Below are 22,710 nucleotides of genomic sequence, written 5' to 3'. Positions count from 1 at the left end.
AACCGCTCCAACGCCGAGGCATGACTGGTGTGCGCGTGGCTGGCGTGGGACTCACCCACTTCGGCTCCCACCCCGAACGGACCGGCCGCGACCTGTTCGCCGAGGCCGCGCTGAACGCGCGGGCCGACGCCGGCGTCCCGTTGGACGACGTGGAACAGCTCAACGTCGGCAACTTCGCCGGCTCGCTCTCGGAGGGGCAGGGCCACATGGCGCCGCTGCTGGCCGAGGCCGCCGGGCTCGACTGCCCGGCGACGCGCTACGAGGAGGCGTGTGCCTCCGCGGGCGTCGCCGTCCGCGAGGCGGTCCGGACCGTCCGCTCCGGCGAGGCGGACGTGGTACTCGCCGGCGGCGTCGAGCGCATGACCAACCAAGACACCGCGGAGGCGACGGAGGCGCTGGCCATCGCCGCCGACGAACTGTTCGAGGTCCGCGCCGGCGTCACGTTCCCCGCGGCGTACGCGCTGATGGCGACTGCCTACGGCGAGGCGTTCGGCGTCGACGAGGACGAACTCAAGACCGACCTCGCGAACGTCGCCTCGAAGAACCACGACAACGCGATCCCCAACGAGTACGCCCAGTACCAGCGCGAGCTCTCGGTGCAGGAGGCGCTGGACGCCCCGCCGGTCGCCGAACCGCTGGGGCTGTTCGACTGCTGTCCGATCACCGACGGCGCCTCCGCAATTTTGCTCGTGAGCGAGGAGTACGCCGCCGAACACGACGTGTCGGCCGACGTGGCCGTCGTCGGCACCGGACAGGGGACCGACCGCATGGCGCTGCAGGACCGCGACCACCTCGCCCGCACGCCCGCGGCGGACGACGCGGCCGCGATGGCCTACGGCGAGGCGGGGATCGACGCCGACGACGTGGACGTCGCGGAGGTCCACGACTGCTTCACGATCGCGGAGGTGCTCGCGATCGAGTCGCTGGGGCTGTACGAACCCGGCGAGGGCCTCGGCGCCGCCCGCCGTGGCGAGACTCGTGCCGACGGCGAGACCCCCGTGAACCTCTCCGGCGGGCTGAAGGCCAAGGGCCATCCCGTCGGCGCGACCGGCGGCTCACAGATCGCGGAGATGACCAGACTGCTCCGGGGTGACCACCCCAACAGCGACGCGGTCGAGGATGCCGAGGTCGGCGTCACCCACAACGCGGGTGGGACGGTCGCGTCCGCGGTCGTGCACGTGCTGGAGGTGGCAGAATGAGCGACGCGGGGTTCGACGAGTGGCTGCACGCGTTCGTCGCCGACGACGGCTACTACCTCGAGTGCGAGAACGGCCACGGGCTACTCCCGCCCCGGCGGGTCTGCCCGGACTGTGGCTCGACCGAGTTCAGCGAGGAAGCGCTGCCGGAGACGGGGACGGTCGAGACGATCACGACCGTCCACGTCCCGGCGCCGGCGTTCGAGGCCGACGCGCCGTACGACACCGCGGTCGTCGACTTCGGTCCCGCGCGGGTGACGGGGATCGTCGTCGACGCCGAACCGGGGAACGTCGGCGTCGGCGACGAGGTAGCGGTCGACGTGGGTGCGAGCGAGACGACGGGCGCGGACGTGCTGGTGCTGCGCCCGGTCTGATCGGTATTTGGGGATAGTGTGACGTTTTGTTTGCGTGATAGATCGGTCGTAAGGGCGACGTTGGCTCGATCGTTGGTGTTTGGGACAGTAACTGCAGTTCGATCGTTGGCAACTGAGACAGCACTCTCGACAGCATCTCGGTGCTAGACCACTTGTAACCGCAACCGCCCCACACAGCCCACACTGCTCGCGGCTCACTCCGTTCGCCGCTCGCTTCGAGGCGGTTTGCCTCGCCTTCGGCGAGTTTTCCCGCCTCGCTTCCTCCCCAGCCGACTCGCTCCCTACGGTCGCTCGTCCCTCGCGCGCCACCGCCGGCTGCGGTGCGGTGGCGGTGGACGCCGCGGGCCGGCACCGGTCGCCGGCCCGCGGGGAGGGGTGGGGACTCGGGACTGCGCCGGACCTCGTGTCCGGCGCACTGCGGTTACAAGTGGTCTACGAACGAGCTGCTGTTGCCGTCACAGTCACCGAACGACTGAACCAAAAGAGAACCCACGCCGCTAACGAACCTGAACGACGACGCGATTACTCCTCGTCGGACTCGTCGCCTTCGTCCGTTTCCTCAGTCTCGTCCTCTTCGTCCGTCCCTTCATCTTCCTCCTCACTCGGATCGTACTCTCGGATCACCGAGTAGTCGTCAGGAAGCTCGCCCTCCAGCACGTACCGGAGGAACGCATCAGCGCGCTCGACGTGGGGCAGGAGCTTCGCGCGGTCGAACACGAGCAGTTCCGCGCCCGCGGCGCGTGCGAGTTCCTCGCCCTGCGACACCGGCGTCAGTTCCGTCTCCCGCCCCCAGACGATCGTCGTGGGCACGTCGAGATCCGCGAGCGTGCCCCCGAGGTCGAGTTCGGTGTCGAGATCGCCCGCGAGGAACGCCGCCGGCGCGAACCGGGCGTTCTCTTGGTGGGCGGTCCGCCACTCGTACTCGGCCCACTCCTCGTCGGGACCGTCCGGGTCGGCGTAGCCGTGGTCGGCGTTGAAGTACTCGATCGCCGGCTTCGAACTCACGGTGTTGAACAGCGCCTCGCCCACCAGCGGCGCCCGGACCAGTTCGCGCACCCACGTCCCGCCGCCCGGCCCGGTCGTCGTCGTCGGACAGACGAGCACGAACCGCGAGACGGGGACCGTTCGAGCGGCCGCGACGGCGTAGGACGCCGAGAGCGAGGAGGCCATCACCGTGGGACCGTCCTCGTCGCCGAACTCCCCGAGGAACGCCTCGACGAACGCCTCGTACAGCGTCGCGGAGTAGCGAATCGGCGGCCGGTCCGAGCGCCCGTAGCCCGGGAGGTCCGGTGCGATCACGTGGTACTCCTCGGCCAGTTCGTCGAACACGCCGCGCCACTCGCCCGAGGATCCGGCGGCGTTGAGCCCGTGCAGTAGCACGAGGTCCGGGTCGTCCGGGTCGCCGGCCTCGGTGTAGGCGACGTTCATCCCGCGCCAGCGGTAGGTGCGCTGCATCCCGTCCAGTGCGGGCGGGAGGTCGCCGGCGTCGCGCCGGAGGAGGGCGTTCCCGGCCGCGGCGGCGCCGATACCGAGGGTCACGTAGCTGAGGGCGCGTCGGAGGTTCATTCAGTCTCGGTTAGGAGTCCCGGCGGCTTAACTCCACAGTTCTCGGTCCCCCAGTCGCCGCCACCGGGGATCTTTTGCCACGTCGAAACATATCGTTCGACATGCTGAGCGACGCGATGGAGGACTACTTGAAAGCCATCTACGTCATCCAGCGCGAGGAGGGCGCGCCCGTCTCCACCTCCGCGGTCGCGGAGTACCTCGACAAGACCCCGCCGACGGTGACCAGCATGATGGAGAAGCTGGCCGACCGCGGGCTGATCGACCGCGAGAAGTACAGCGGCGTCGAACTCACCGACGAGGGGCGGACGGTCGCGCTCGAGGTGATCCGCCACCACCGCCTGCTCGAAGCGTACCTCGCCGAACACCTCGACTTCGACTGGTCGGAGGTCCACGACGAGGCCGACACGCTCGAACACCACATCAGCGAGGACCTCGAACGCCGGATGGCCGAGGCGCTGGACGATCCGGCGGTCGACCCCCACGGCGACCCGATCCCGACGGAGACGCTCGACCCCGTCGACGAGGACGCCGGCGAGCGCCTCACCAGCTTCGAGGAGGGCGACCGCGTCGCCGTCTCCCGAGTTCCCCACCGCAACCGCGAGGAGCTCGACTACCTCGCCGAGGCGGGTCTCACGCCCGGGACCGAGGTCGAGATCGTCGACGTGGCGCCGTTCGGAATGGTGACGGTCCGTATCGACGACAACACCGAACAGAGCCTCCCGCAGGAGGTCGCCGACGCCATCCGCGTGCGGGCCGTCGTGGGCGAGGTCGCCTGAGCATGTCCGGCGCGATCGCCCTCCCGCTGCAGTCGGGACTGGACGGCGTCGTCGCCCGGTACGCCGGCCACGGCCCGCTGGCGGCCGCGTTCCTCGCGAACCTGCTCGCGACGTTCGGCGATAAGGGGCAACTGGTGGTGATCACACTGGCGACGCGGTACGACGCCAAGGCGGTGTTCGTCGGCGCCATGGGCGCGTTCTCGCTCTGGTCGGCGCTGGAGGTCGCGTTCGGCCAGTACGTCGTCTCGGTGCTGCCCGCGAGCGTCGTCACCCTGATCACCGGCGGGCTGTTCGTCGTCTTCGGCGTCTGGACCGGCCGATCGGCGGTGAGGGGCCTGCGCGACGGTGACCGCTCGCGTTCGATCACGTCCGGAACGGGGCTGGACGTTGGCCTCTCGGGCCGGCTGGTCCCGGACGCGCTGCTCGTCCGCGTCGGGAGCTACGGCGGCCTGCTGACGGGCTTCCTGTTCGTGCTGTTCGCGGAGTTCGGCGACAAGACCCAGCTACTGACGATCAACCTCGCGGCGACGTTCCCCGACGCGCCCGTCTCGGTGTTCGTCGGCGTCGTCGGCGCGCTCGCGCTCCGGACCGGCGTCGACGCGGTGATCGGCGGGAAAGCCGAGGCGGTGCTGCCGACCGCGTACATCGAGGCCGGCGCCGCCGTCGTGTTCCTCGCGTTCGGCGCCGTCGTGCTCGGCGCGCCGACGGTCCTGCTGTACGCGGCGATCGCGGCGCTGGCCGTGGCCGCGGTCGTCGGCGTGCTCCGCCGACGCTGAATCGGGCGACTTTTCGCATTTTCGGCCCTTCGTCCCGTCGTGTTCGACCTCGTCCCGTCGCTCGTCGCCGGCGCCGCGTTCGGGCTCGCGCTCGCGGCGCCGCCGGGGCCGATGAACGCCGTGATCGCCGAGGAGAGCGTGCTCCGCGGCTGGACCGCGGGCGCGAAAGCCGGGCTCGGCGCGGGGCTGGCGGACTTCGTGTTCTTCCTGCTCGCGCTCGGCGGCGTCGTCGGCGTCGTCCAGCAGTACCCGACCGCACAGGGTGTCATGTTCGGCGTCGGCGGGCTACTGATGTGTTACTTCGCCTACGGCGCCGCGTCGGGGGTCCGGGAGTCGTTCGCGCCCTCGTCAGTCGGCGGAGCGACCGAACGCAGCGGGAACGGATCGACCGAGCCGCCGCTCGCCGACGACGAATCGACGGGGTTCCGCCGCGCGTTCGTGCTCGCGCTCACGAACCCCTACCAGATCCTGTTCTGGCTGACCGCCGGCGTCGGGCTGCTCGACCCCGGGACGCTCGACGTGCTGGCGGTGCTCCCCTACGTCGGCGAGGCGCTCACGGGCCTGTTCGTCGTCGAGACGGGTAGCCCGGCGCTGATCGTCGGCCTGTTCGGTGGCGTCGCGCTCTGGCTGGTCAGTTTCCCGGCGGCGCTGGTACAGGCCGGCCGCCGGGTCGACTCGTTCGCGCCCGCGGTCGCGGCCGTCAGCGCGCTCGTGCTCGCCGGCTTCGGCGTCAGCTTCCTGTTCGAGGCGTGGCGTACGCTGGCCTGAGCGGGCGTCGACTGACGAACCGTTTTTCACCGCCGCACCCGACCACCGGAGCATGTTCGACAAATCGACGTGGATCCGGCTCCCCCGGAACGTCGTCGTCGGCCACGGGGCCCTCGACGACCTCGGCGACGCAGTCGGGGAGCTCTACCTCTCCGGGACGCCGCTGATCGTCACCAGCCCCTCGCCGAACCAGATCGTCGGCGACCGCGTCCGCGAGCAGCTCTCCGGCGCGGAGACGGTGATCGTCGCCGAGGCGGGGTTCGAGCAGGTCCAGAACGTGATCGACGCCGCCCGCGAGGTCGACGCCGGCTACCTCGTCGGCCTCGGCGGCGGCAAACCGATCGACACCGCGAAGATGGCCAGCGACGAGCTCGACGTGGGGTTCGTCTCCGTCCCCACGGCTGCGAGCCACGACGGCATCGTCTCCGGTCGCGGGTCGATCCCGGAAGGCGACACGCGCCACTCCGTCGCCGCCGAGCCGCCGCTGGCAGTCGTCGCCGACACCGACGTGATCGCCGACGCGCCGTGGGAGCTCACGACCGCCGGCTGTGCGGACATCATCTCGAACTACACCGCGGTCGCGGACTGGCAGCTCGCCCGGCGGCTCAAGGGCGTGGAGTACTCGGAGTACGGCGGCGCGCTCGCCCGGATGACCGCGGAGATGCTGGTCGACAACGCCGACCTGATCCGGCCGGGGCTGGAGGAGTCGGCGTGGATCGTGGTGAAGGCGCTGGTCTCCTCGGGCGTGGCGATGTCGATCGCGGGCTCCTCCCGGCCCGCCTCGGGCGCGGAGCACCTGTTCTCCCACCAGCTCGACCGGATCGCGCCGGGACGGGCACTCCACGGCCACCAGGTCGGCGTCGGCTCGATCATGACGGCGTACCTCCACGACGGTCCCGACGGGCTGTGGCAGGACATCCGCGCGGCGCTGGAGAGCCTCGACGCGCCGACGACCGCCGCCGATCTGGGGCTGAGCGACGACGAACTGCTGGAGGCGCTCACGACCGCCCACGAGATCCGCGACCGCTACACGGTGCTGGGCGACGGGATCACCGAGAAGGCGGCGCGGGAAGTGGCGGAGACGACCGGGGTTATCTAACCAGCCACGGCGCGTGACCTGCCGCGAGCTTCGGCTCGCGGCCACGGAGCTCGATGCCGTGGCTGTGTCGGACCTTCTTCGGCGTGTGACCTGCTGCGGCCTCCGTGCCGCAGCCACGGAACTCGACGCCGTGATTATCGACCCAGTGAGCCGTCGCTCGGGGAACTGAGAACGTCCCCGGCCGGGGAGCGAGCGCCCGGGGACGAAGGAACGCCGCGCGACCTGTCCTGGGTCGCGCGACGAGAGTGGTCGGAGAGGCCGGTGGCGCGCCAAGTCCGCCGCGCCGTGGGGGCCACCCCGTCGCGGCGGGAGTCGGCCCGTCCGACCGAGGACGGGTGCGTCGCCATCACCCGTACCTGCCCGTTCCGCGCCATCGGACATAAATCCCGGCACATCGACCCGACGATCCGTACCCGCGACCGCTGTCAGTGCTCAGCGTCGCGGATCCGCGCCGCGAGGTCGGCGGCCGCGTCGTGATCCAACTCCGTCCGATCGAGCGCGAGCGAGACGTCGTCGTCCGCCGCGCGCGGCACGACGTGGACGTGCGCGTGTCGGACCGATCCGACCAGCGGACCGGAGGTGTAGAATACGCTGAACCCGTCGGGGTCGAGCACCCGCCGGAGCGCCTCGGCGACGGCGTCGACGGTCTTGAACACCTCCTTCCCCGTCTCGTCCGCCCCCAGTAGCTCCTCGCGGTGGGCTTTCGGCAGGACGAGCGTGTGGCCCCGCCGGGTTGGCATCTCGTCGAGGATCGCGAGGGTGTGTTCGTCGTCGTGAACGACGTAGGCGTCACGCTCCCCGGCGGCGATGGCGCAGAACTCGCAGTCGGCCATGCCGACCGGTTCAGCCGCCGGCGGCAAAACGTCTCGGCCGGAACCCGAACCACCTTGTCGCTCCGGACCCACCCTCCGGCCATGCTGGAAACCCTCCGATCGCGCGCCCGCGATCGCCCGCGGGCGACGGTCGCGCTGCTCTCGGTGCTCGGCTACGGGCTGGTGATGGGGACGTTCGCCGGGGCGCTCCCGATCTACCCCGACCTGACGAACGCGCAAGTGAACCTGTTCTCCCACGCGATCGCGGCGATCAACACCACCGCGACGGTGCTGCTCGCCCTCGGCTGGAAGTGGATCCGCGAGGGGAACGTCGAGAAACACCGGAAAGCGATGGGGAGTGCGTTCGGACTCATCATGGTGTTCCTCGTGCTCTACCTCTGGAAGATCGGCGGCGGCGGGACGAAGGAGATCGTGGGCGCGCCCGATCCGGTGTACTACGCCTACCTACTGATGCTCGCGATCCACATCGTCCTCTCGGTGGTTGCGGTGCCGGTCGTGCTGTATGCGCTGGTGCTCGGCCTCACCCACTCGCCGCGGGAACTTCGCGAGGAGACGCCCCACAAGCGGGTGGGCCGCCTCGCCGCCGGCTCGTGGATCCTCTCGTTGTCGATGGGCGTGCTGACGTACGTGCTCCTCAACTGGGTGTACAGCTACGAGTTCACCGCCGGCACCGGGATGTAGGCGCGGGCGACGTGTGCCCGCGGCCGTCGCGGCCGCGACCGAACCGTTCAACCCCGGGGGAACGGAACGGCGGGTATGGGCGAGCCACTCGAACCACGCCGCGAACAGGCGGCCGAAGTGATCGACCGCCTCGAAGCCGAGTACCCCGACTCAACGATCTCGCTGAACTTCGACACGCGACTCGAACTCCTGATCGCGGTCGTGCTCTCCGCGCAGTGTACCGACGAGCGCGTCAACGAGGTGACTGCGGACCTGTTCGAGAAGTACGAGTCCGCCGAGGATTTCGCCGCGGCCGACGAGGAGGAACTGGCCGACGACATCTACGGGATCACGTTCCACAACAGCAAGGCGGGCTACCTCAAGAGTATCGGCGAGACGCTCGTCGCGGAACACGACGGCGAAGTGCCGGACACGATGGACGAACTCACCGAGCTCTCCGGCGTCGGCCGCAAGACCGCGAACGTCGTGCTCCAGCACGCCCACGACGTGGTCGAGGGGATCGTCGTCGACACGCACGTCCAGCGGATCAGCCGCCGGCTCGGGCTGACCGAGGAGGAACGCCCCGAGGCCATCGAGGACGACCTGCTGGACGTGGTGCCCGAGGAGCACTGGCAGCAGTTCACCCACCTGCTGATCGACCACGGGCGCGCCGTCTGCACCGCCCGCAACCCCGACTGCGGGGAATGCGTGCTGGCGGATATCTGCCCCTCCGCGAAGGGTGACAGCGAGGTCGACCTCGCCAGCGGCGAGGCGTGGTAGACTCCGGCGATCGTCGGAACCCCGATTCAGAACACGTAGTCCATCAGGAACCGCGCGATCCCGACCAGGTACGCGAGTATCCAGAGGATCAGGTAGCCGAACACGCCGATCCGGAGCCGTCGGCGCCACGCGCCCATGTTCTCGTGGAGTTCGCCGATGTCGGCGTCGGGGTCGGGGTTACGGTAGAGGTCCGCCTGCCGCTTAGCTTGGAAGATCCGGACGATTCCGGTGAGCGCGAGCACGAGCAGCGCGTACGCCTGCAGGCCGAAGAAGGCGTGTATCGCCGCCAGCCCGCCGAACTGGCCGGGCAGTCGCGGGATCATCCACAGCAGCATCGGCGCCGTCGTCAGCACCAGCCCCGTGACCACGAACTTCAGGTGGTGGAGCAGTCGCTCCCACGTCATCACCTCCGTCTCGATCGCGTACCACGCCCCGTAGAGGAAGAAGGGGAGGCTGATCGTGACCGACAGCGCGGCGAGCGTCGCCGCGGTCGACTCGGAGACCATCCCGTCGATGTTCGCGGCGCGCCCGCCTAAAAGGAGCGACTCCGGCGTACCAGACCACCGACTCCAGTCGACCCCTTCGAGCACGGGACTGCGGACGCCGAGTCGACTCCAAGTAATCTACAAAATATGGTCTTTCCGACCGCTCACAAACTGTTTGTACGAAGCTGACTAACCGACTCTTCGATTCTGATCGCCGGTGGGTGGAACCGCAACGAAACTATAAGTAGCAACTGGGAGAGCCAACTGTGATAAGATGAAAGAAGAGGATTTTCTCGAAGCGATCGAAGAGAAGGAACGCAAGGACGAGGGAGATTCTACGGTTCAGTGGGGTCAGTGGAAGGGGAAGTCCGTTTTGAATTGGTATCGATATAGCCCTCTCGACGAATGCCCGAGGTGTGGCGAGTATAAATTAGCACACTACACTTACCACAAGGGTAGCTTGATGGGGAACAAGTATCTCCGAGGGAAACATTGCCGCAACTGTGAATACACTGACGAGGTGGACGAAGACCCCACGAGAAAGTTAACAGACGGGAGTTTTTGGTCCAGCGAGGAGTATTAGTTGTGTTGACGGGAGGTAGCTAGCTCCGGTACTCGAATATCTTGGGTCTACGATGTTCGTTTCCTTTATCGGATTCTGTGGCCGCGAGTTGCGGAACCAACACGCTAAGGAATCTCCCCCACAAACTCCGAGGCAATGAGCGAACCTCCGGACGAATCGCACGCCCAAGAGGACACTAGCGGGTCTGAGTCTGAAGACCTTGAGGCACTGCGTGAAAAAGTCGAGCAGAAGTACGACTTCGACGACTTCGGCCCCGCCGACATGGCCGAGATGGATCGCGAGGAGTGGGAGGCGGCGTTCGACCCCGACACGTGGATCACCGGCGCCGAGCTGATCGACCGGGTCGAGCAGGATCTGGAGAACCGGATCGCGACCCGCGAGGTGTTCGCACGGCTCGAACGCCACCCCAGCCCCGAGGGCGATCGGCTGCTCGCCTACTCCGACGAGGGGTACGCGATCGTCAACCCCGACGGGAGCGTCGAGGGCGAGGGGACGGTGCTCCGGGACGTGGAGCCGACGGTCGCGCTGTGCTCGATGGGGGAGTACGAGGTGCCGTCGCCGCCGGCGGACCCGAGCCTCCCCGACCCCGACGACGTGGAGTCCGGGTCGGGCGAGCTCGGCAACACGATGCTCCAACTGATCGCCGCCGCCCAGATCATCGCCGGGTTCGGGCTGGTCGTCGGCTCGCTGCTGTTCGACCTCCAGCCCGACGTGCCACAGGGGGGCGTGATCGGTCCGGCCGTCGGCGTCCTGTTCGTCCTGGTCGGCGTGTTCCTGTTCACCGTCGTCGCGAACGCGCGGCTCTCGGACCGGTTCCGTGCCGCCGAGTACCGCGATCGGCTCCGCGCCGTCGACGAGGCGGGCGAGCGGCCGGAGTTCGTCCCGCAGTTGAGCGACGACCCCGACGAGGACGGCGGCGACTGAGCCGGCCGTCCGCAGGCGCGTCGTACCGCCGTCGGCGGCGTCGAGGGTGGTGTGAAACGGAGGCTTTAAGCGCTGGCCGTCCCACGTTTTGGCCGTATGAAGAGGCGGGATTTTCTCCGAGCGACCGGCGGCTCCGGCGGAGCCGTCGCCCTCGGCTCGGGGGTCGCGGCCGGACAGGAGGAGACCGGCACGACCACCGGCACCGAGGGCGGCGGGGGCGGGGGACCGACGGAGACGGTGACCGTCGGCCCCGGCGGGAGCCTCGTGTTCGAACCGGCCGAGCTCACGATCGCGACGGGCACGACAGTGAACTTCGTCTGGGACAGCAACATGCACAACGTGGTTCCACAGAGCCAGCCCGAGGGCGCCAACTGGGAGGGTGAAGGCGAACAGGGCGTCACGTTCGACGCGGGCCACGAGTACTCCCACACGTTCACCACGACGGGCACCTACGAGTACGTCTGTACGCCCCACGAGAGTGCGGGGATGGTCGGCACCATCGAGGTCGTCGAGGAGCTCCAGTCCGGAGGCGGCGGTGAACGCGAGCTCCACGAGATCGGCGCCCCGATCCACCCCCACTGGGTGGGCGCGGCGACCATCCTGATGATGTTCGTCAGCCTCGTGTTCACGTTCTACGTGCTCAAGTACGGCGAGTCGCCCAACACCGGCAACACCGGGGGTGGTGAGTGATGTCCACGTCCGGATCCACCTACGGCGACATCCACCGCTACGAGCCGGCGCGTGAGAGCACGGCCGCGGCGATCGCGATCGTGCTGCTGACGCTGCTGGAGATCGTCTTCGTGTTCATGTTCACCTGGGGGCTGGTCTCCGGTTGGGGGCTGACCGCCGACGGGAACATGTTCCTCGGCGGCCTGCTCGCCATCGTGTTCATCGACCTCGCGTTCATCCTCGCGATCTACCGCAAGGAGTTCCTCCCGGACGTGATGGTCGTCAAGAAGCGCCGCCGGAAGTGGGAGGACCTCTACATCCGCGGCGATCAGGCCGACGGCCAACAGCTCGAGGGTGCCGGCGTCTGGGACCAGATCAAGCGCGCCGTCTACCCGTACTACAAACGATAACCAATGAGCCTCAAAGAGAAAGACGAACACGACCACCTCGGCTGGATGGAGGAGAAGCAGCTCTCCCCCATCGAGAAAGGGTACCTGTTCACCCTCATCTGGCTCGACAAGCGGTTCCGCATCGTCGACTACCTGGAAATTCTGGAGACGATGTACTACCGCGTCAACCTCCAGATGCCCAAGAGCCACACCGAGCAGTACAACCTCGACAACAAGTTCTGGTACTGGTACCCGCTGTACGCGCTGGGATCGTTCTCGACGCTCGCGTACGTCGTCGCGGCGCTTTCGGGCGCGCTACTGGGGTTCTACTACACCCCCTCGGCGGCCGAAGCCGCGACCGGGACCGTCGCCTACTCCCAGATCGCGATGATCATGCAGGACCTCCAGTTCGGCTTCATGCTGCGCTCGATCCACCGCTGGTCGGCGCAGGTGATGACCGCGGCGGTGTTCCTGCACATGCTCCGCGTCTACTTCACCGGCGCGTACAAGGAGCCCCGCGAGCTGAACTGGCTGCTCGGGATCGTCCTGATCAGCCTCACGATGGGCTTCGGCTACACGGGCTACCTGCTGCCGTGGGACCAGCTCGCCTACTGGGCGGGACAGATCGGCGTCGAGATGGCGCTGTCGATCCCGATCATCGGCGAGTGGGTCGCCCAGCTGGTGTTCGGCGGCTTCTCGCTCGGCGCACCGACGCTGCAGCGGATGTACATCATCCACGTGTTCCTGCTGCCGTTCGTGGTCACCTCGCTGATCGCGATCCACATCGGCATCGTCTGGATGCAGGGCATCGCGGAACCCCACTAACACAATGAGCGACGACAACCAACCCGACGCACGAACCGACGGCGGCACGGGGATCGTCCCGCCGGACGACGACACGCCGACGTGGAGCGAACGCAAGAGCCGGCGGTCGGGACTCCCCCGTCTCACCTACGAGTACTTCGAGCGGGCCCGCCGTGAGGATCAGGACCTCCGGCAGCAGTCGACGTACGTCGAGCGCGACGTGCTCGCGTTCCCGACCTGGCCCCACGAGCTGATCCGGAACCTCGCGCTGACGAGCTTCTTCGTGGGGATGCTGCTGCTACTGTCGGCGACGCTGCCGCCACACATCGGCAACCCCGCGAACCCCAGTTCGACGCCCGCGATCATCCTCCCCGACTGGTACCTCTACTGGTCGTTCGGCCTCCTGAAGCTGGGTGACCTCAACCCCGCGATCTCGCTGCTGGACGGCCAGAAGCTGATGGCCGACCGAACGTACGGCGTGCTCGCGAACGTGGTGATCGTCGGCGCGATCGCGATCGTCCCGTTCCTCAACAAGGGGAGCGCCCGCCGCCCGGTCGAGCAGCCGTTCTGGGCTGCGGTCGGGGTTGGCGGCCTGACGTTCGCGTTCACCATCTCGCTGCTGTCGATCCAGAACATCATGCCGATGAACGTCAGCCTGCTGTTCGACCTGACGTTCCTCGTGCCGATCGTGATGGCCGCGATCACCTACGCGGTGCTGAAGACGATGCGCGAGGGGTACATGTACGACCTCAACCGTCGCTACTACCGGCTGCGGCCCCCGAAGTAGGCCGTGGCCGACGACGACCGCAGTACCGAGGGCCGCGACGGGCGCGACGTGGCGGTGCCCATGCGGCTCTACAAGACCGTCACCGTCTTCTCGACGCTGATCGCGGTGTTCGCCGTCGTGTTCGGCTTTCTCCTCTTAGACGCCGCCGCGCTCGGGACGGGGCTGCTCCGCCAACTGGTCCGCTCGATACTCTCGGCGCTCTCGCTCTCGCCGGCCGACTCGCTGCTCTCGGCGGCCTTCGCCGTCGCGGGGCTGCTGTCGATCGCGACCGGCGCGGCCGTCTACGTGCTCGGCACGCGGTTCACGGCCGAGGAGATGAGCGAGGAGTCGGCGTAGTCTCGCCGGGATGGGAAACGCTGAAGGGGGCTCGCGGCCCAGATTCAGGTAATGGCTGACGAGTTCATGAAAGGGTTCGGGCTGTTCAGCGTGGCCGCCCTCGTGTGGATGATCTCCGCGAGCTGGTACCGCACGCCCAGTTTCGAGAGCACCCGCCAGCTGGTGGCGGCGCCGCCGGAGGACCCCGGAACCGTGTTCGACACGCTCGGGATCTTCCTCGGCGACCTGATGTTCTGGACCGCCCTGATCGGCGCGTTCACGTTCTGGGTCATCATCCCCGCGGGCAGGCAGGCCCGCGAGGCGCTGGTCGTCGACGAGTAATCTCTTCTCGCGGTCGTTCTCTCACGGCGACGCCGACACGGTCACGTCGTCGTCGGTCGTTCTCCCCGTTCGATCCGCCGACTGACTCTTCCGGGCCGGCAGTCGACCACCGTCGATAACGATCGATCACGGCCGCCCAGTCGCGTCCCCGGCGGTCGCCTTCCATCGTGTCCGGCGGCTCTCGGCCGGCGCTCGGAGCGTCGGGTGAGCGACGGGACGAGAGCGACGACGCTTCGAGTGGCGGGAGGACGACGACAGTAGGGTGCAGAGAGAACGCGGTGCGGGGAGTGTGATCGACTATCGGTACCGGGAGTGTGCACGACGGTACGACGGTGTGGCTCGGAGTACGGAGAACGAAAAGACGACGGCGCTCGGAAACGTCGGCGCGGATCAGACGATCGCCGCCCACTGATCCTCGATCACCCAGAACAGGGCGAGGAACGAGGCGTACAGCAGCATGAGGATCGAAACCGTGATCGCGCCCTTGGGCTTCTCGATGTCGAGGTTGTTCCGGGCCTCGACGTTCCGGGCCTCGAACTCGAAGATGTCGGCGATCACCGTCCCGACCACGAGGACGGAGATCACCATCCCCGAGTGCGGTTCGATCACGAGGTACAGCAGGCTGACGAGCGCGAGCACCGCCGAGACGGCGACGTGGGGCACGTAGCGATCCAGCGTGTCGGCCCCGTTCTCCGCGGCGCGCTTGTAGTGGCTGAACGCGCGATGACGCGTGACGAAGTTGGCCAGCACGAGCGCCAGGATCACGTAGGGGAACGCCCCAGAGACCGATTCGAGCGCCCCGATCGGGACGGCGAACTGCAGTGGGGTCATACCCGCATATCGGCACAGGACGGTTTAGTGCTTTTCCAATTCCGGCGGCTACTCGACCAGCGGTCGGAGGCAGGTGAACTCGCCGACGGCGGCGATCTCGACCGGCTCGTCCGTCCCCACCCGGCGACGCTCCTCGCCGTCGACGAACAGCGACACCGCACCCTCGTCGCGCTCGACGGTCAGCGAGAGCGGGCCGGGGACGACCCACGGGTTCGCACGGGTCGAGAACGGCGAGACGGGGACGACCGAGAGCCCGGCACCGGGGGTGACGACCGGCCCGCCGGCCGCGCGGCCGTAGCCCGCGGAGCCGAGCGGCGTCGAAACGACGACACCGTCGGCGCGTACGTCGAACAGGCGTTCGCCCGACGCGGTGACGGCGTACTCGGAGATCCGGGCGGGCTCACTGGTCATCAGCGTGGCGTCGAACACCGCGCGGTCGACGCGCTCGCCACCCACCGCGACGCCGAGGATCGTGTGAGTGACGCTGCGGTAGGCGCCGTCGGCCAGCGCCGCGGCGGCGGCTGCAAGCCCGTCGCGCGTCGCGCCGTGGCGGCCGTCGTCGGCGTCGACAGCGAGGATCGGCGTGTCGGCGTCAGCGAGCGCGGCGCGTTCGACCGCCGCCTCCCCGACGGCGACGATCGCGTCCGCGTCGTCGTCGGTCACCGTCAGTGGGGAGAGGTCGGTGTCGATCTCCGCGCCGCGTACGCTGACCCGACCGATCGGCGACGACTGGGTCATGCTCGCGTCGTCGGGCGGCGCGGGTAAAACGACGGTGGTCTGTGGCGGTTCGTGGGGTAGGTGTGTCGTGGGTGGGACTCGTCTCGTTCGATCTCTCTCCGACAGTATTGCTCTCCGTTATCAGCGACTGTATCTCGATCGTTGGCTACTGAGACAGCGGCTGCGACAGCAACAGCATCTCGGTGCTAGACCACTTGCGACCGCAACCGCCCCGCACAGCCCACAGACCTCCCCAGCCGACTCGCTCCCTACGGTCGCTCGTCCCTCGCACGCTCGTTCGCGCACGGAGGCGCTCACGTCGCGCGCCACCGCGGTCGCGGTGCGGTGGCGGTGGACGCCGCGCGCCGGCAATCGTCGCCGGCGCGCGGGGGAGGGCTGGGGACTCGGCACTGTGCCGGGCCTCGTGCCCGGCGCACTGCGGTCACAAGTGGTCTACGAACGAACTGCTGTTGCTGTCGCAGTCGCTGTACCAGTCGAAGTCACCGACCCCTCGATCGTACACCCAAAACGAGTGATAACGGCCGTTACTCGAACTCGTACGGCCAGCCGTTGGTCTTCTTCATCCCGATCGCCTGATCCTCCTCCTTCAGGTAGCCCGCCATCGTCTCCGCGTCGGCGTGTTCGATCTCGACGGACTCCGCCGCCACCTCGACCACCAGCTCCGTCAGTAGGATCGCCTGCTCGCGCAGGGTCCGGCTCTCCAGTTTGTCCAGCGTGTCGGCCTCGGTGTGGCCCCACCCCCGGCCCGCGGACTCGGACTTACTCGACACCATGTAGCCCGGGACGCCCCAGCGCACGAACGGCCAGTGGTCCGAGTGGGGGACCATCCGCGGCACCGTCGCGATCGGGTGGTCGAAGCGGTCGCTCACCCGCTGGGCGGCGGCGTCGAGTTCGTCGAACCGGTGAGTCGTGAGTTCGAGCGTCCGGTTCCCCATGTTGGAGTCGACGTTGACGATCGACTTGATCGCGTCGAGGTCGGCGTTCTCCGCCTCCAGTTCCGATCCGACGAGGCCGACCTCCTCGGCGCCGTAGGCGATGCACTTCACCCGGGTCTCCAGTTCGTCCTCGCGGGCCGCGAGCGCGTTCGCGACCTCGACGATCGTCGCCGTCCCGGCGCCGTTGTCCCGCGCGCCCTCCGCGATGTCGTGGGCGTCGACGTGGCTCGAGAGGATCACGTACTCCTCCGTGTCGGGACCGAGTTCGGCGACCGCGTTGCCCGACTGGGTCTCGGGCGTCTCACACTCCACGGCCACCGACAGCTCCTCGCCGTCGAAGCGCCGGGCGAGACGCGCGCCGGTCTCCGCGGAGACCCCGACTGCCGGGATGTCGCCGTACGGACCGCCGTCGCTGCCGCCGACGCTGCCCGTCGGCGGGAGTTCGCCGGGGACGTGGTTGGCGTAGATAAACGCCGCCGCGCCGCCCTCGACGGCGTACTGGTACTTCTCGGTCCGGTGGATGTAGCGGTCGAAGTAGTCCGGCACGTCCGAGGTCGCGAGAACGATCTTCCCTTCCACGTCGGTGTTCTCGAAGTCAGCAGGGAGGCCGGCGCCGAGATCGACCAGTTCGGCGGTCACCTCGCCCGCCGGCCCGCGCGGGAGCGCGATGCAGTCCTCGACGGTCTCGGGGGTCGAGATCGAGCTATCGCCCCGGACCCAGCCCGCGAGGTCGAACGTCTCCACGCGGGCGTCGCGGGCGCCTGCAGCCGCGAACGCGTCGCGTGTGGCCTCCAGCCCCTCGGTCTCGCCGGGCTGGCCCGCCATGCGGTTGCCGATGTCGACCAGCGTCTCGAGGTGATCCCAGCCGGCGTCGCTCCTGAACGTCTCCGCGATCCAGTCTGCCATACCTCCCCCTCACGCGGCGACGGCTATCACCTATCGGCTCCGGCCGCGTTCGCCGCTTCCGCGGGCGGCGGAGCTATGGGCCCGCCGCTCGAACGCCCGGTATGAGCGACATCGCCGTCGCCGGCGCGGGGCTCGCGGGGCTGGTCGCCGCCCGCCGGCTCGCCGAGTCGGGCCACGACGTGACGCTGTTCGAGCGGCGCGAGGACGTCGGCGGCCGGGTCCGAACCCGGAGCGTCGACGGGTTCACCTGCGACCGCGGGTTCCAGGTGCTGTTCGAGTCCTACCCCGCGGTCCGACGCGAACTCGATCTCGACGCGCTCGATCTCCGCTCGTTCGCGCCCGGCGGCGTCATCTGCCGGCCGGGCAAGCGATCGACGCTGTCGGACCCGCTCCGCGATCCGGGCGCCCTCCTGCCCTCGGCGCTCTCCCGCGAGGTGACGATCGCCGACAAACTTCGGACGCTCCGGCTCCGGCGCCGACTCACCGACGGCGACTGGCCGGCGTTCGGAACGCCCGACCAGTCGATCCGGGCGTACCTCCGGGATACGGGATTTTCCGAGGGGTTCGTGGAGAACTTCGCCGCGCCGCTGTACGGCGGGATCACGCTCGACCGCTCGCTGTCGACCTCCGCGAACGTGTTCGAGTACACGTTCCGCGCGATGTCGCTTGGGAGCATCGCCGTCCCGGCGGAGGGGATGGCCGCGATCCCGGCACAGTTGGCCGAGAAGGCGCGGGAGGCTGGCGTCGATATCCGGACCGGCGTCGCCGTGGACGATCTCGACACCGGCGGGAACCGCGTCGCGTTCGACACCGACTCCGGCAGCCCCGAGTTCAACGCCGCCGTCGTCGCGACGGACCCGCCGACCGCGCGCGAACTCACCGGCGTCGAGTCGATTCCGACCGAGGGCGCGGGCGTCGTCACCCAGCACTACCGCCTGCCCGGCCCCGAACTCGACGCCGGCACGCGGATCATGCTCAACGCTGGGGACGAGGCACCCAATACGGTCGCACAGCTCTCGGCCGTCGCCCCCGAGTACGGCGACGGCAGCGACGACGCGCTGCTCGCGGCCTCCTTCGTCGACGACGGCGCACAGGACCGCTCGGCCGAGGCGCTCGCGGCGCAGACCCGGGAGGCGCTGGCGTCGTGGTACCCCGAACGCGACGTGTCCGGACTCGAACTGCTCGCGACCGACCGAATCCCGTTCGCACAGTTCGCCCAGCCGCCCGGTGCCCACGCCCGGCTCCCGGACGCCGACGACCCGGCAGGGCCGGTGTTCCTCGCGGGCGACTATACGCGCTGGTCGTCGATCCAGGGGGCGCTGGAGAGCGGGACGCGTGCGGCCGACGCCATCACGGCGCGGTTCGACGCCTGAGCACCCCGCAGGTCGGGCGGTTTATGTGGCGGCCAGCCCACAGGTCGGCTATGAGCGACGCGCTGGCGGACAAACGCACTGCGAGCCGCTTTCGCATCCTCGCGGAGATCGCCGACCGCCAGCCGGCGGTAAGTCAGGGCGAGATCGCCGAGGCCGTCGGCGTCACCAGTCAGGCGGTCAGCGAGTACATCCGCGAACTGGTCGACGACGGGCTGGTCGAGAAGGAGGGCCGCTCGCGCTACCGCGTCACCAAGGAGGGGGTCGACTGGCTGTTCCGCGAGGCCAAGTCGCTGCGGCGCTACGTCGACCACGTCACCGACGACGTGCTGGAGAGTCTGCAGGAGGACGCCGCCATCGCGGTCGAGGCGGTCGAGGCCGGCGACACCGTCTCGCTCTCGATCCGGAACGGCCTGCTCCACGCGACGCCCGGCGAGGAGGGGGCGGCGACCGGCGTCGCGACCACGGACGCCGAGGCGGGCACCGACGTCGGCGTCACGGGGTTCGAGGGCGTGATCGACATGGCGCCCGGCACGGTCACCGTCTACCAGGTGCCGCCGGTCCGGGCGGGGGGGAGCCGCGGCGTCGACGCCGACGCGCTCGCCGACGCCTGCGAGTCGGCGGACCTCGTGATCGCCAGCGGCGTCGAGGCGGTCGTCGCGCTCCGCCGGGTCGATCACCCGCCCGCGGTCGCCGCGGGCGCGGGCGAGGTGGCCGCCGAGGCCGCGGCTCGGGGACAGGAAGTCGTCGTCGCGGTCACCCGCGACGAGGTGGGTCGGGTGACCGACACCCTCCGGGACGGCGAGACGGAGTACGTCGTCGAGGGCGGCTGATTACTCGATCTGCAGTTCACCGCTGGCTTCACTTCCGCTCTCGCCCTCGGTCCACTCCAGTTCGAACTCGATGCTCTTCTCCGGGCGGTCGGCCGGCCCCTCGCGTTCGACTTTCACTTCGAACGTCGGCCGCTCTGGAGGATTGAGCGTTACCGACTCGCTGCCGGCCTGTAGGCTTATCTCCCCGCCTTCGTCGAGGGAGTCCGCCACCTTCCGGAGGTAGTCGGCGATCTCGCTCCGGCTCCTGTCGCTCTCGGTCTTGAACAGCAGTTCTTCGGGCATATCTCGAAGGAGGCTGCCCACGAGGATAAGTGATCTGGCGGCTCAGCTCGCGTACTCCTTCGCGGTCGAGTACGCCTCCTGCAGGCGCTTGAACTCCTCCTCGCTGCCGCCCTGATCGGGGTGAAGCTCCTTCACCTGCTCGCGGTAGGCCGTCTGCACCTCGTCGGCGTCGGCGTCCCGGTCCAGATCGAGGAACTCGAACGCGTCGCCGACGGGGTCGCCGCGGGGAGCGGCCGCACCGCGACCCCCGCCCGGACCGCCTCGCGGCCCCCTACGGCTACGGCGGCCGCCACGCGGGCCGGCACTGGCGGCTCGCTCGCTCGCGTCGACGCCGAGGTCGAACGGGAGTCGGCGGCCGATAGTGGCGCCCGGAACTTCGTGCTCACAGAGCACGACGTGTGTCGGGCCGTCCGCGAGCCGGAGGTACGCCCGCGGGTCGAACGTGATCGCCACGTCGCGGTCCGGGAGGTAGAACGCGACGGTGGTGGTCCCGAGTTGGTAGTCTTCGAGGAACGGTTCGTCGGCGGCGTCGAACACCGCGCGGATCTCGGCGCGCTGGCGTCCCGGCCCGCCGACGCGGCGCTCGCTCCGGTCGGGGTCGGGGATGTACCGCTCGCCCAGCGCGAACACGAGCGCGACGACGACGGAGGCGGCGACGCCGAGCAGCAGGCCGGAGACGAGCCACGACGGCAGCCCGGTGGAGACGGCGGGGAGCACGCCCCAGCGTTGGGTCGGCAGCCCCTTCAACGACTCGCTGGCGGCCGCTCTCGGGCGGTCACCGCCGGCGAACCCCCACTGGCCGACCGCGACCCGAACTCCCTTGGCCCCGCCCCGCGAACCGGTGAGCCGTGACAACGTACGACATCGAGCGGTACCTCAACGTCCGGAGCGCCTACGGCGGTTCGTTCGGTCCCGACGGCGAGTCGCTGGCGTTCCTGATGGACACCACCGGCACCGCGCAGGTCTGGACCGTCGACGGCCCCGGCGAGTGGCCCGTTCAGCGAACGTTCTACGACGACCGCGTCACCTTCGTCGACTACTCCCCCGAGCGCGAGGAGCTCGCGTTCGGGAAGGATCAGGGCGGCAACGAGCGCGCCCAACTGTACACCCTCGACACCGCGACCGGCGAGATCACCAACCGAACCCAGCGCCCCGACGCGAAACACCGTTGGGGCGGCTGGGACGGCGACGGGGAACGGTTCGCGTTCGCCTCCAACCGCCGCGACCACACGGTGTTCGACATCTACGTGCAGGACCGCGACGGCGTGGGTGACGACGCCGAACTGGTCCACGAGGGCGACGGCTGGCTCAGCCTCTCGGGCTGGTCGCCCGACGGCGACCGGCTGCTCGTCCACGAGGCCCACTCGAGTTTCGACCACGACGTGCACGTCCTCGACGTGAGCGACGGCGGTATCAGCCACGTCACGCCCCACGAGGGCCGTGCGCGGTTCAGCAGCGTCGAGTGGGGACCCGACGGCGACTCGCTGTACATGGTCACCGACCACGACTCCGACACGCTCCGGCTCGAACGGCTGGACCTCTCGGAAGGGGAGTTCTCGGTCGTCGAGGACGGGGGCGAGTGGAACGTCGACGGCGTCTCGATCCACGAGGAGAGCCGCCGGGTCGTCTACACCCGGAACGTCGACGGCTACACCGACCTCTCGGTGGGTGAACTGGTCGATCCCGACCGGATCGACCCCGCGGAGACGGCGTCGTTCCCGGAGGGCGTCGTCGCGGGCCTCGACTGGGGACCGGACGGCGAGGAGTACGCGGTCACCGTCACCGCCAGCACCGACAACACGAACGTCCACGTCGCCGACGCGCGCACCGGCGAGCGCGACCGCTGGACGAACGCCGCCACCGCGGGCATCCCCCGGGAGACGTTCGTCGAACCCCAGCTCGTCCACGTGCCCAGCTTCGACGGCCGGGAGATCCCCGGCTTCTTCTCGGTGCCGGAGGACGCCGAGGGCGAACTGCCCGTCATCGTCGACATTCACGGCGGCCCGGAGAGCCAGCGCCGGCCGTCGTTCCGGGCGGTGAAGCAGTACTTCCTCAACAACGGCTACGCGGTGTTCGAGCCGAACGTCCGCGGCTCCTCGGGCTACGGGAAGGAGTACGCCAGCCTCGACGACGTGCGTAACCGCATGGACTCGGTGAAGGACCTGAAAGCCGGCGTCGAGTGGCTGCAGGACCACCCCGACGCGGACGCGGATCGGATCGTCGCCTACGGCGGCTCCTACGGTGGCTTCATGGTGCTCTCGGCGCTGACTGAGTACCCCGACCTCTGGGCGGCGGGCGTCGACGTTGTGGGGATCGCGAACTTCGTCACGTTCCTCGAGAACACCAGCGACTGGCGGCGGTCGCTGCGGGAGGCGGAGTACGGCAGCTTAGACGAGGATCGGGAGTTCCTGCAGGAGATCTCGCCGACCAACAACATCGAGAACATCGACGCACCGCTGTTCGTGCTCCACGGCGAGAACGACCCGCGGGTGCCCGTCAGCGAGGCCGAACAGATCGTGGAGGACGCCCGCGAGCAGGGCGTCCCGGTGCGGAAGCTACTCTTCCCCGACGAGGGCCACGGCTTCTCGAAGCTGGAGAACCGCATCGAGGCGTACTCGGCGGTGGTGGAGTTCCTCGACGAGCACGTCTGAGCCGGCCAGCACCCCGACCTCTCGGGGAAACTGTTAAG

27 protein-coding genes are annotated in these 22,710 nt (G+C 69.0%); 19 read left to right on the top strand and 8 right to left on the bottom strand.

The features are described from left to right. Positions 1-20: 20 nt before the first annotated feature. Together ACYQZ5_RS09250 and ACYQZ5_RS09245 are read left to right on the top strand one after the other, a co-directional pair. Positions 21-1,199 (top strand): thiolase C-terminal domain-containing protein, encoded by a 1,179-nt coding sequence (locus ACYQZ5_RS09250; protein WP_459845936.1) that lies wholly within the window; start codon positions 21-23, stop codon positions 1,197-1,199. Beyond that, positions 1,196-1,570, top strand: a complete 375-nt coding sequence (locus ACYQZ5_RS09245; RefSeq protein WP_379733081.1) for a Zn-ribbon domain-containing OB-fold protein — start codon at positions 1,196-1,198, stop codon at positions 1,568-1,570. The genes ACYQZ5_RS09250 and ACYQZ5_RS09245 overlap by 4 nt, the downstream gene beginning before the upstream one ends. 522 nt (positions 1,571-2,092) lie before the next feature. Here ACYQZ5_RS09245 and ACYQZ5_RS09240 read toward each other — a convergent pair. Beyond that, entirely contained in the window at positions 2,093-3,136 is a 1,044-nt protein-coding gene (locus tag ACYQZ5_RS09240) for an alpha/beta fold hydrolase (RefSeq protein ID WP_379732398.1), read from the bottom strand. Between the two features lie 101 nt (positions 3,137-3,237). Between ACYQZ5_RS09240 and ACYQZ5_RS09235 the strand changes: the two genes are divergently transcribed. From ACYQZ5_RS09235 to ACYQZ5_RS09220, 4 genes are all read left to right on the top strand, one after another. Further along, positions 3,238-3,912 carry a metal-dependent transcriptional regulator gene (locus ACYQZ5_RS09235; protein WP_379732399.1) on the top strand — a complete coding sequence of 225 codons (675 nt, stop codon included), beginning with the start codon at positions 3,238-3,240 and terminating at the stop codon, positions 3,910-3,912. A gap of 2 nt (positions 3,913-3,914) precedes the next feature. Continuing rightward, positions 3,915-4,688: a TMEM165/GDT1 family protein gene (locus tag ACYQZ5_RS09230; protein ID WP_459845933.1), complete on the top strand. Its 774-nt coding sequence runs from the start codon at positions 3,915-3,917 to the stop codon at positions 4,686-4,688. Positions 4,689-4,799: 111 nt separating this feature from the next. Then, complete coding sequence (locus ACYQZ5_RS09225) at positions 4,800-5,456, top strand: LysE family translocator (RefSeq protein WP_459846609.1); 657 nt, start codon at positions 4,800-4,802, stop codon at positions 5,454-5,456. A 52-nt stretch (positions 5,457-5,508) separates the two neighbouring features. After that, positions 5,509-6,555 carry an NAD(P)-dependent glycerol-1-phosphate dehydrogenase gene (locus ACYQZ5_RS09220; protein ID WP_379732571.1) on the top strand — a complete coding sequence of 349 codons (1,047 nt, stop codon included), beginning with the start codon at positions 5,509-5,511 and terminating at the stop codon, positions 6,553-6,555. Positions 6,556-6,980: 425 nt separating this feature from the next. Here the strand turns inward: ACYQZ5_RS09220 and ACYQZ5_RS09215 are convergent, their stop codons facing one another. After that, positions 6,981-7,388, bottom strand: coding sequence for an HIT family protein (locus ACYQZ5_RS09215; protein ID WP_379731162.1), 408 nt, complete (start codon positions 7,386-7,388; stop codon positions 6,981-6,983). 81 nt (positions 7,389-7,469) lie between these two features. Between ACYQZ5_RS09215 and ACYQZ5_RS09210 the strand changes: the two genes are divergently transcribed. Beyond that, on the top strand, positions 7,470-8,069 hold the full coding sequence (locus tag ACYQZ5_RS09210) for a DUF420 domain-containing protein (RefSeq protein WP_379731163.1): 600 nt from the start codon (positions 7,470-7,472) through the stop codon (positions 8,067-8,069). A gap of 75 nt (positions 8,070-8,144) precedes the next feature. Then, complete coding sequence (gene nth, locus ACYQZ5_RS09205; RefSeq protein WP_379731164.1) at positions 8,145-8,828, top strand: endonuclease III; 684 nt, start codon at positions 8,145-8,147, stop codon at positions 8,826-8,828. Between the two features lie 26 nt (positions 8,829-8,854). Here nth and ACYQZ5_RS09200 read toward each other — a convergent pair whose 3' ends face one another. After that, positions 8,855-9,334: a DUF7321 family protein gene (locus ACYQZ5_RS09200; RefSeq protein WP_379731165.1), complete on the bottom strand. Its 480-nt coding sequence runs from the start codon at positions 9,332-9,334 to the stop codon at positions 8,855-8,857. Positions 9,335-9,587: 253 nt separating this feature from the next. Here ACYQZ5_RS09200 and ACYQZ5_RS09195 point away from each other — a divergent pair, with 253 nt between their 5' ends. The 8 genes from ACYQZ5_RS09195 (at position 9,588) to ACYQZ5_RS09160 (ending at position 14,126) form a co-directional block, all read left to right on the top strand. After that, positions 9,588-9,896 (top strand): hypothetical protein, encoded by a 309-nt coding sequence (locus ACYQZ5_RS09195; protein ID WP_379731166.1) that lies wholly within the window; start codon positions 9,588-9,590, stop codon positions 9,894-9,896. 135 nt (positions 9,897-10,031) lie between these two features. Continuing rightward, a complete protein-coding gene (locus ACYQZ5_RS09190; RefSeq protein WP_379731167.1) occupies positions 10,032-10,820 on the top strand; it encodes a DUF7319 domain-containing protein in 789 nt (262 codons plus the stop codon). 96 nt (positions 10,821-10,916) lie between these two features. After that, on the top strand, positions 10,917-11,510 hold the full coding sequence (locus tag ACYQZ5_RS09185; RefSeq protein ID WP_379731168.1) for a plastocyanin/azurin family copper-binding protein: 594 nt from the start codon (positions 10,917-10,919) through the stop codon (positions 11,508-11,510). After that, the gene (locus ACYQZ5_RS09180) at positions 11,510-11,899 is read left to right on the top strand and encodes a DUF7318 family protein (RefSeq protein ID WP_379731169.1); all 390 of its coding nucleotides are present in this window, start codon (positions 11,510-11,512) and stop codon (positions 11,897-11,899) included. Before ACYQZ5_RS09185 ends, ACYQZ5_RS09180 begins: the two co-directional genes overlap by 1 nt. Before the next feature lie 3 nt (positions 11,900-11,902). Beyond that, a complete protein-coding gene (locus tag ACYQZ5_RS09175) occupies positions 11,903-12,703 on the top strand; it encodes a cytochrome b (RefSeq protein ID WP_379731170.1) in 801 nt (266 codons plus the stop codon). Positions 12,704-12,707: 4 nt separating this feature from the next. Then, a complete protein-coding gene (locus ACYQZ5_RS09170; protein WP_379731171.1) occupies positions 12,708-13,469 on the top strand; it encodes a cytochrome b family protein in 762 nt (253 codons plus the stop codon). Positions 13,470-13,472: 3 nt separating this feature from the next. Continuing rightward, a complete protein-coding gene (locus tag ACYQZ5_RS09165) occupies positions 13,473-13,805 on the top strand; it encodes a DUF7315 family membrane protein (protein ID WP_459076962.1) in 333 nt (110 codons plus the stop codon). A 51-nt stretch (positions 13,806-13,856) separates the two neighbouring features. Beyond that, positions 13,857-14,126 (top strand): DUF7314 family protein, encoded by a 270-nt coding sequence (locus ACYQZ5_RS09160; protein ID WP_379731172.1) that lies wholly within the window; start codon positions 13,857-13,859, stop codon positions 14,124-14,126. Between the two features lie 390 nt (positions 14,127-14,516). On the opposite strand, the gene ACYQZ5_RS09155 is transcribed toward ACYQZ5_RS09160, so the two are convergent. The 3 genes from ACYQZ5_RS09155 to ACYQZ5_RS09145 all read right to left on the bottom strand — a co-directional run bounded on the left by ACYQZ5_RS09155 (position 14,517) and on the right by ACYQZ5_RS09145 (position 17,536). Next, on the bottom strand, positions 14,517-14,957 hold the full coding sequence (locus tag ACYQZ5_RS09155) for a DUF7313 family protein (protein WP_379731173.1): 441 nt from the start codon (positions 14,955-14,957) through the stop codon (positions 14,517-14,519). 48 nt (positions 14,958-15,005) lie between these two features. Beyond that, positions 15,006-15,695, bottom strand: a complete 690-nt coding sequence (locus ACYQZ5_RS09150) for an NAD(+)/NADH kinase (protein ID WP_459845926.1) — start codon at positions 15,693-15,695, stop codon at positions 15,006-15,008. Positions 15,696-16,219: 524 nt separating this feature from the next. After that, the gene (locus tag ACYQZ5_RS09145) at positions 16,220-17,536 is read right to left on the bottom strand and encodes a M28 family peptidase (RefSeq protein ID WP_379818071.1); all 1,317 of its coding nucleotides are present in this window, start codon (positions 17,534-17,536) and stop codon (positions 16,220-16,222) included. Positions 17,537-17,637: 101 nt separating this feature from the next. On the opposite strand from ACYQZ5_RS09145, the gene ACYQZ5_RS09140 reads away from it, so the two are divergent. Beyond that, on the top strand, positions 17,638-18,909 hold the full coding sequence (locus ACYQZ5_RS09140; protein ID WP_459845923.1) for an NAD(P)/FAD-dependent oxidoreductase: 1,272 nt from the start codon (positions 17,638-17,640) through the stop codon (positions 18,907-18,909). Between the two features lie 50 nt (positions 18,910-18,959). Further along, positions 18,960-19,739, top strand: coding sequence for a DUF7839 domain-containing protein (locus ACYQZ5_RS09135; protein ID WP_459845921.1), 780 nt, complete (start codon positions 18,960-18,962; stop codon positions 19,737-19,739). Here the strand turns inward: ACYQZ5_RS09135 and ACYQZ5_RS09130 are convergent, their stop codons facing one another. Together ACYQZ5_RS09130 and ACYQZ5_RS09125 are read right to left on the bottom strand one after the other, a co-directional pair. Next, a complete protein-coding gene (locus ACYQZ5_RS09130) occupies positions 19,740-20,021 on the bottom strand; it encodes an amphi-Trp domain-containing protein (protein ID WP_379733286.1) in 282 nt (93 codons plus the stop codon). A 42-nt stretch (positions 20,022-20,063) separates the two neighbouring features. Next, complete coding sequence (locus ACYQZ5_RS09125) at positions 20,064-20,876, bottom strand: DnaJ domain-containing protein (protein ID WP_459845919.1); 813 nt, start codon at positions 20,874-20,876, stop codon at positions 20,064-20,066. Here ACYQZ5_RS09125 and ACYQZ5_RS09120 point away from each other — a divergent pair. Further along, positions 20,870-22,672, top strand: a complete 1,803-nt coding sequence (locus ACYQZ5_RS09120) for a S9 family peptidase (protein ID WP_379731221.1) — start codon at positions 20,870-20,872, stop codon at positions 22,670-22,672. The two genes, ACYQZ5_RS09125 and ACYQZ5_RS09120, sit on opposite strands and share 7 nt — an antisense overlap. Positions 22,673-22,710 lie beyond the last annotated feature (38 nt).

It is taken from the genome of Halolamina salina (assembly GCF_054653455.1).
This window is presented reverse-complemented; position numbering and strand designations above follow the sequence as displayed.

Excerpts from the sequence above, each read along its gene's own strand:
- ACYQZ5_RS09250 (WP_459845936.1), top strand. The coding sequence starts at position 21 with ATGACTGGTGTGCGCGTGGCTGGCGTGGGACTCACCCACTTCGGCTCC.
- ACYQZ5_RS09245 (WP_379733081.1), top strand. The coding sequence starts at position 1,196 with ATGAGCGACGCGGGGTTCGACGAGTGGCTGCACGCGTTCGTCGCCGAC.
- ACYQZ5_RS09240 (WP_379732398.1), bottom strand. The coding sequence starts at position 3,136 with ATGAACCTCCGACGCGCCCTCAGCTACGTGACCCTCGGTATCGGCGCC.
- ACYQZ5_RS09235 (WP_379732399.1), top strand. The coding sequence starts at position 3,238 with ATGCTGAGCGACGCGATGGAGGACTACTTGAAAGCCATCTACGTCATC.
- ACYQZ5_RS09230 (WP_459845933.1), top strand. The coding sequence starts at position 3,915 with ATGTCCGGCGCGATCGCCCTCCCGCTGCAGTCGGGACTGGACGGCGTC.
- ACYQZ5_RS09225 (WP_459846609.1), top strand. The coding sequence starts at position 4,800 with ATGAACGCCGTGATCGCCGAGGAGAGCGTGCTCCGCGGCTGGACCGCG.
- ACYQZ5_RS09220 (WP_379732571.1), top strand. The coding sequence starts at position 5,509 with ATGTTCGACAAATCGACGTGGATCCGGCTCCCCCGGAACGTCGTCGTC.
- ACYQZ5_RS09215 (WP_379731162.1), bottom strand. The coding sequence starts at position 7,388 with ATGGCCGACTGCGAGTTCTGCGCCATCGCCGCCGGGGAGCGTGACGCC.
- ACYQZ5_RS09210 (WP_379731163.1), top strand. The coding sequence starts at position 7,470 with ATGCTGGAAACCCTCCGATCGCGCGCCCGCGATCGCCCGCGGGCGACG.
- nth (WP_379731164.1), top strand. The coding sequence starts at position 8,145 with ATGGGCGAGCCACTCGAACCACGCCGCGAACAGGCGGCCGAAGTGATC.
- ACYQZ5_RS09200 (WP_379731165.1), bottom strand. The coding sequence starts at position 9,334 with ATGGTCTCCGAGTCGACCGCGGCGACGCTCGCCGCGCTGTCGGTCACG.
- ACYQZ5_RS09195 (WP_379731166.1), top strand. The coding sequence starts at position 9,588 with ATGAAAGAAGAGGATTTTCTCGAAGCGATCGAAGAGAAGGAACGCAAG.
- ACYQZ5_RS09190 (WP_379731167.1), top strand. The coding sequence starts at position 10,032 with ATGAGCGAACCTCCGGACGAATCGCACGCCCAAGAGGACACTAGCGGG.
- ACYQZ5_RS09185 (WP_379731168.1), top strand. The coding sequence starts at position 10,917 with ATGAAGAGGCGGGATTTTCTCCGAGCGACCGGCGGCTCCGGCGGAGCC.
- ACYQZ5_RS09180 (WP_379731169.1), top strand. The coding sequence starts at position 11,510 with ATGTCCACGTCCGGATCCACCTACGGCGACATCCACCGCTACGAGCCG.
- ACYQZ5_RS09175 (WP_379731170.1), top strand. The coding sequence starts at position 11,903 with ATGAGCCTCAAAGAGAAAGACGAACACGACCACCTCGGCTGGATGGAG.
- ACYQZ5_RS09170 (WP_379731171.1), top strand. The coding sequence starts at position 12,708 with ATGAGCGACGACAACCAACCCGACGCACGAACCGACGGCGGCACGGGG.
- ACYQZ5_RS09160 (WP_379731172.1), top strand. The coding sequence starts at position 13,857 with ATGGCTGACGAGTTCATGAAAGGGTTCGGGCTGTTCAGCGTGGCCGCC.
- ACYQZ5_RS09155 (WP_379731173.1), bottom strand. The coding sequence starts at position 14,957 with ATGACCCCACTGCAGTTCGCCGTCCCGATCGGGGCGCTCGAATCGGTC.
- ACYQZ5_RS09150 (WP_459845926.1), bottom strand. The coding sequence starts at position 15,695 with ATGACCCAGTCGTCGCCGATCGGTCGGGTCAGCGTACGCGGCGCGGAG.
- ACYQZ5_RS09145 (WP_379818071.1), bottom strand. The coding sequence starts at position 17,536 with ATGGCAGACTGGATCGCGGAGACGTTCAGGAGCGACGCCGGCTGGGAT.
- ACYQZ5_RS09140 (WP_459845923.1), top strand. The coding sequence starts at position 17,638 with ATGAGCGACATCGCCGTCGCCGGCGCGGGGCTCGCGGGGCTGGTCGCC.
- ACYQZ5_RS09135 (WP_459845921.1), top strand. The coding sequence starts at position 18,960 with ATGAGCGACGCGCTGGCGGACAAACGCACTGCGAGCCGCTTTCGCATC.
- ACYQZ5_RS09130 (WP_379733286.1), bottom strand. The coding sequence starts at position 20,021 with ATGCCCGAAGAACTGCTGTTCAAGACCGAGAGCGACAGGAGCCGGAGC.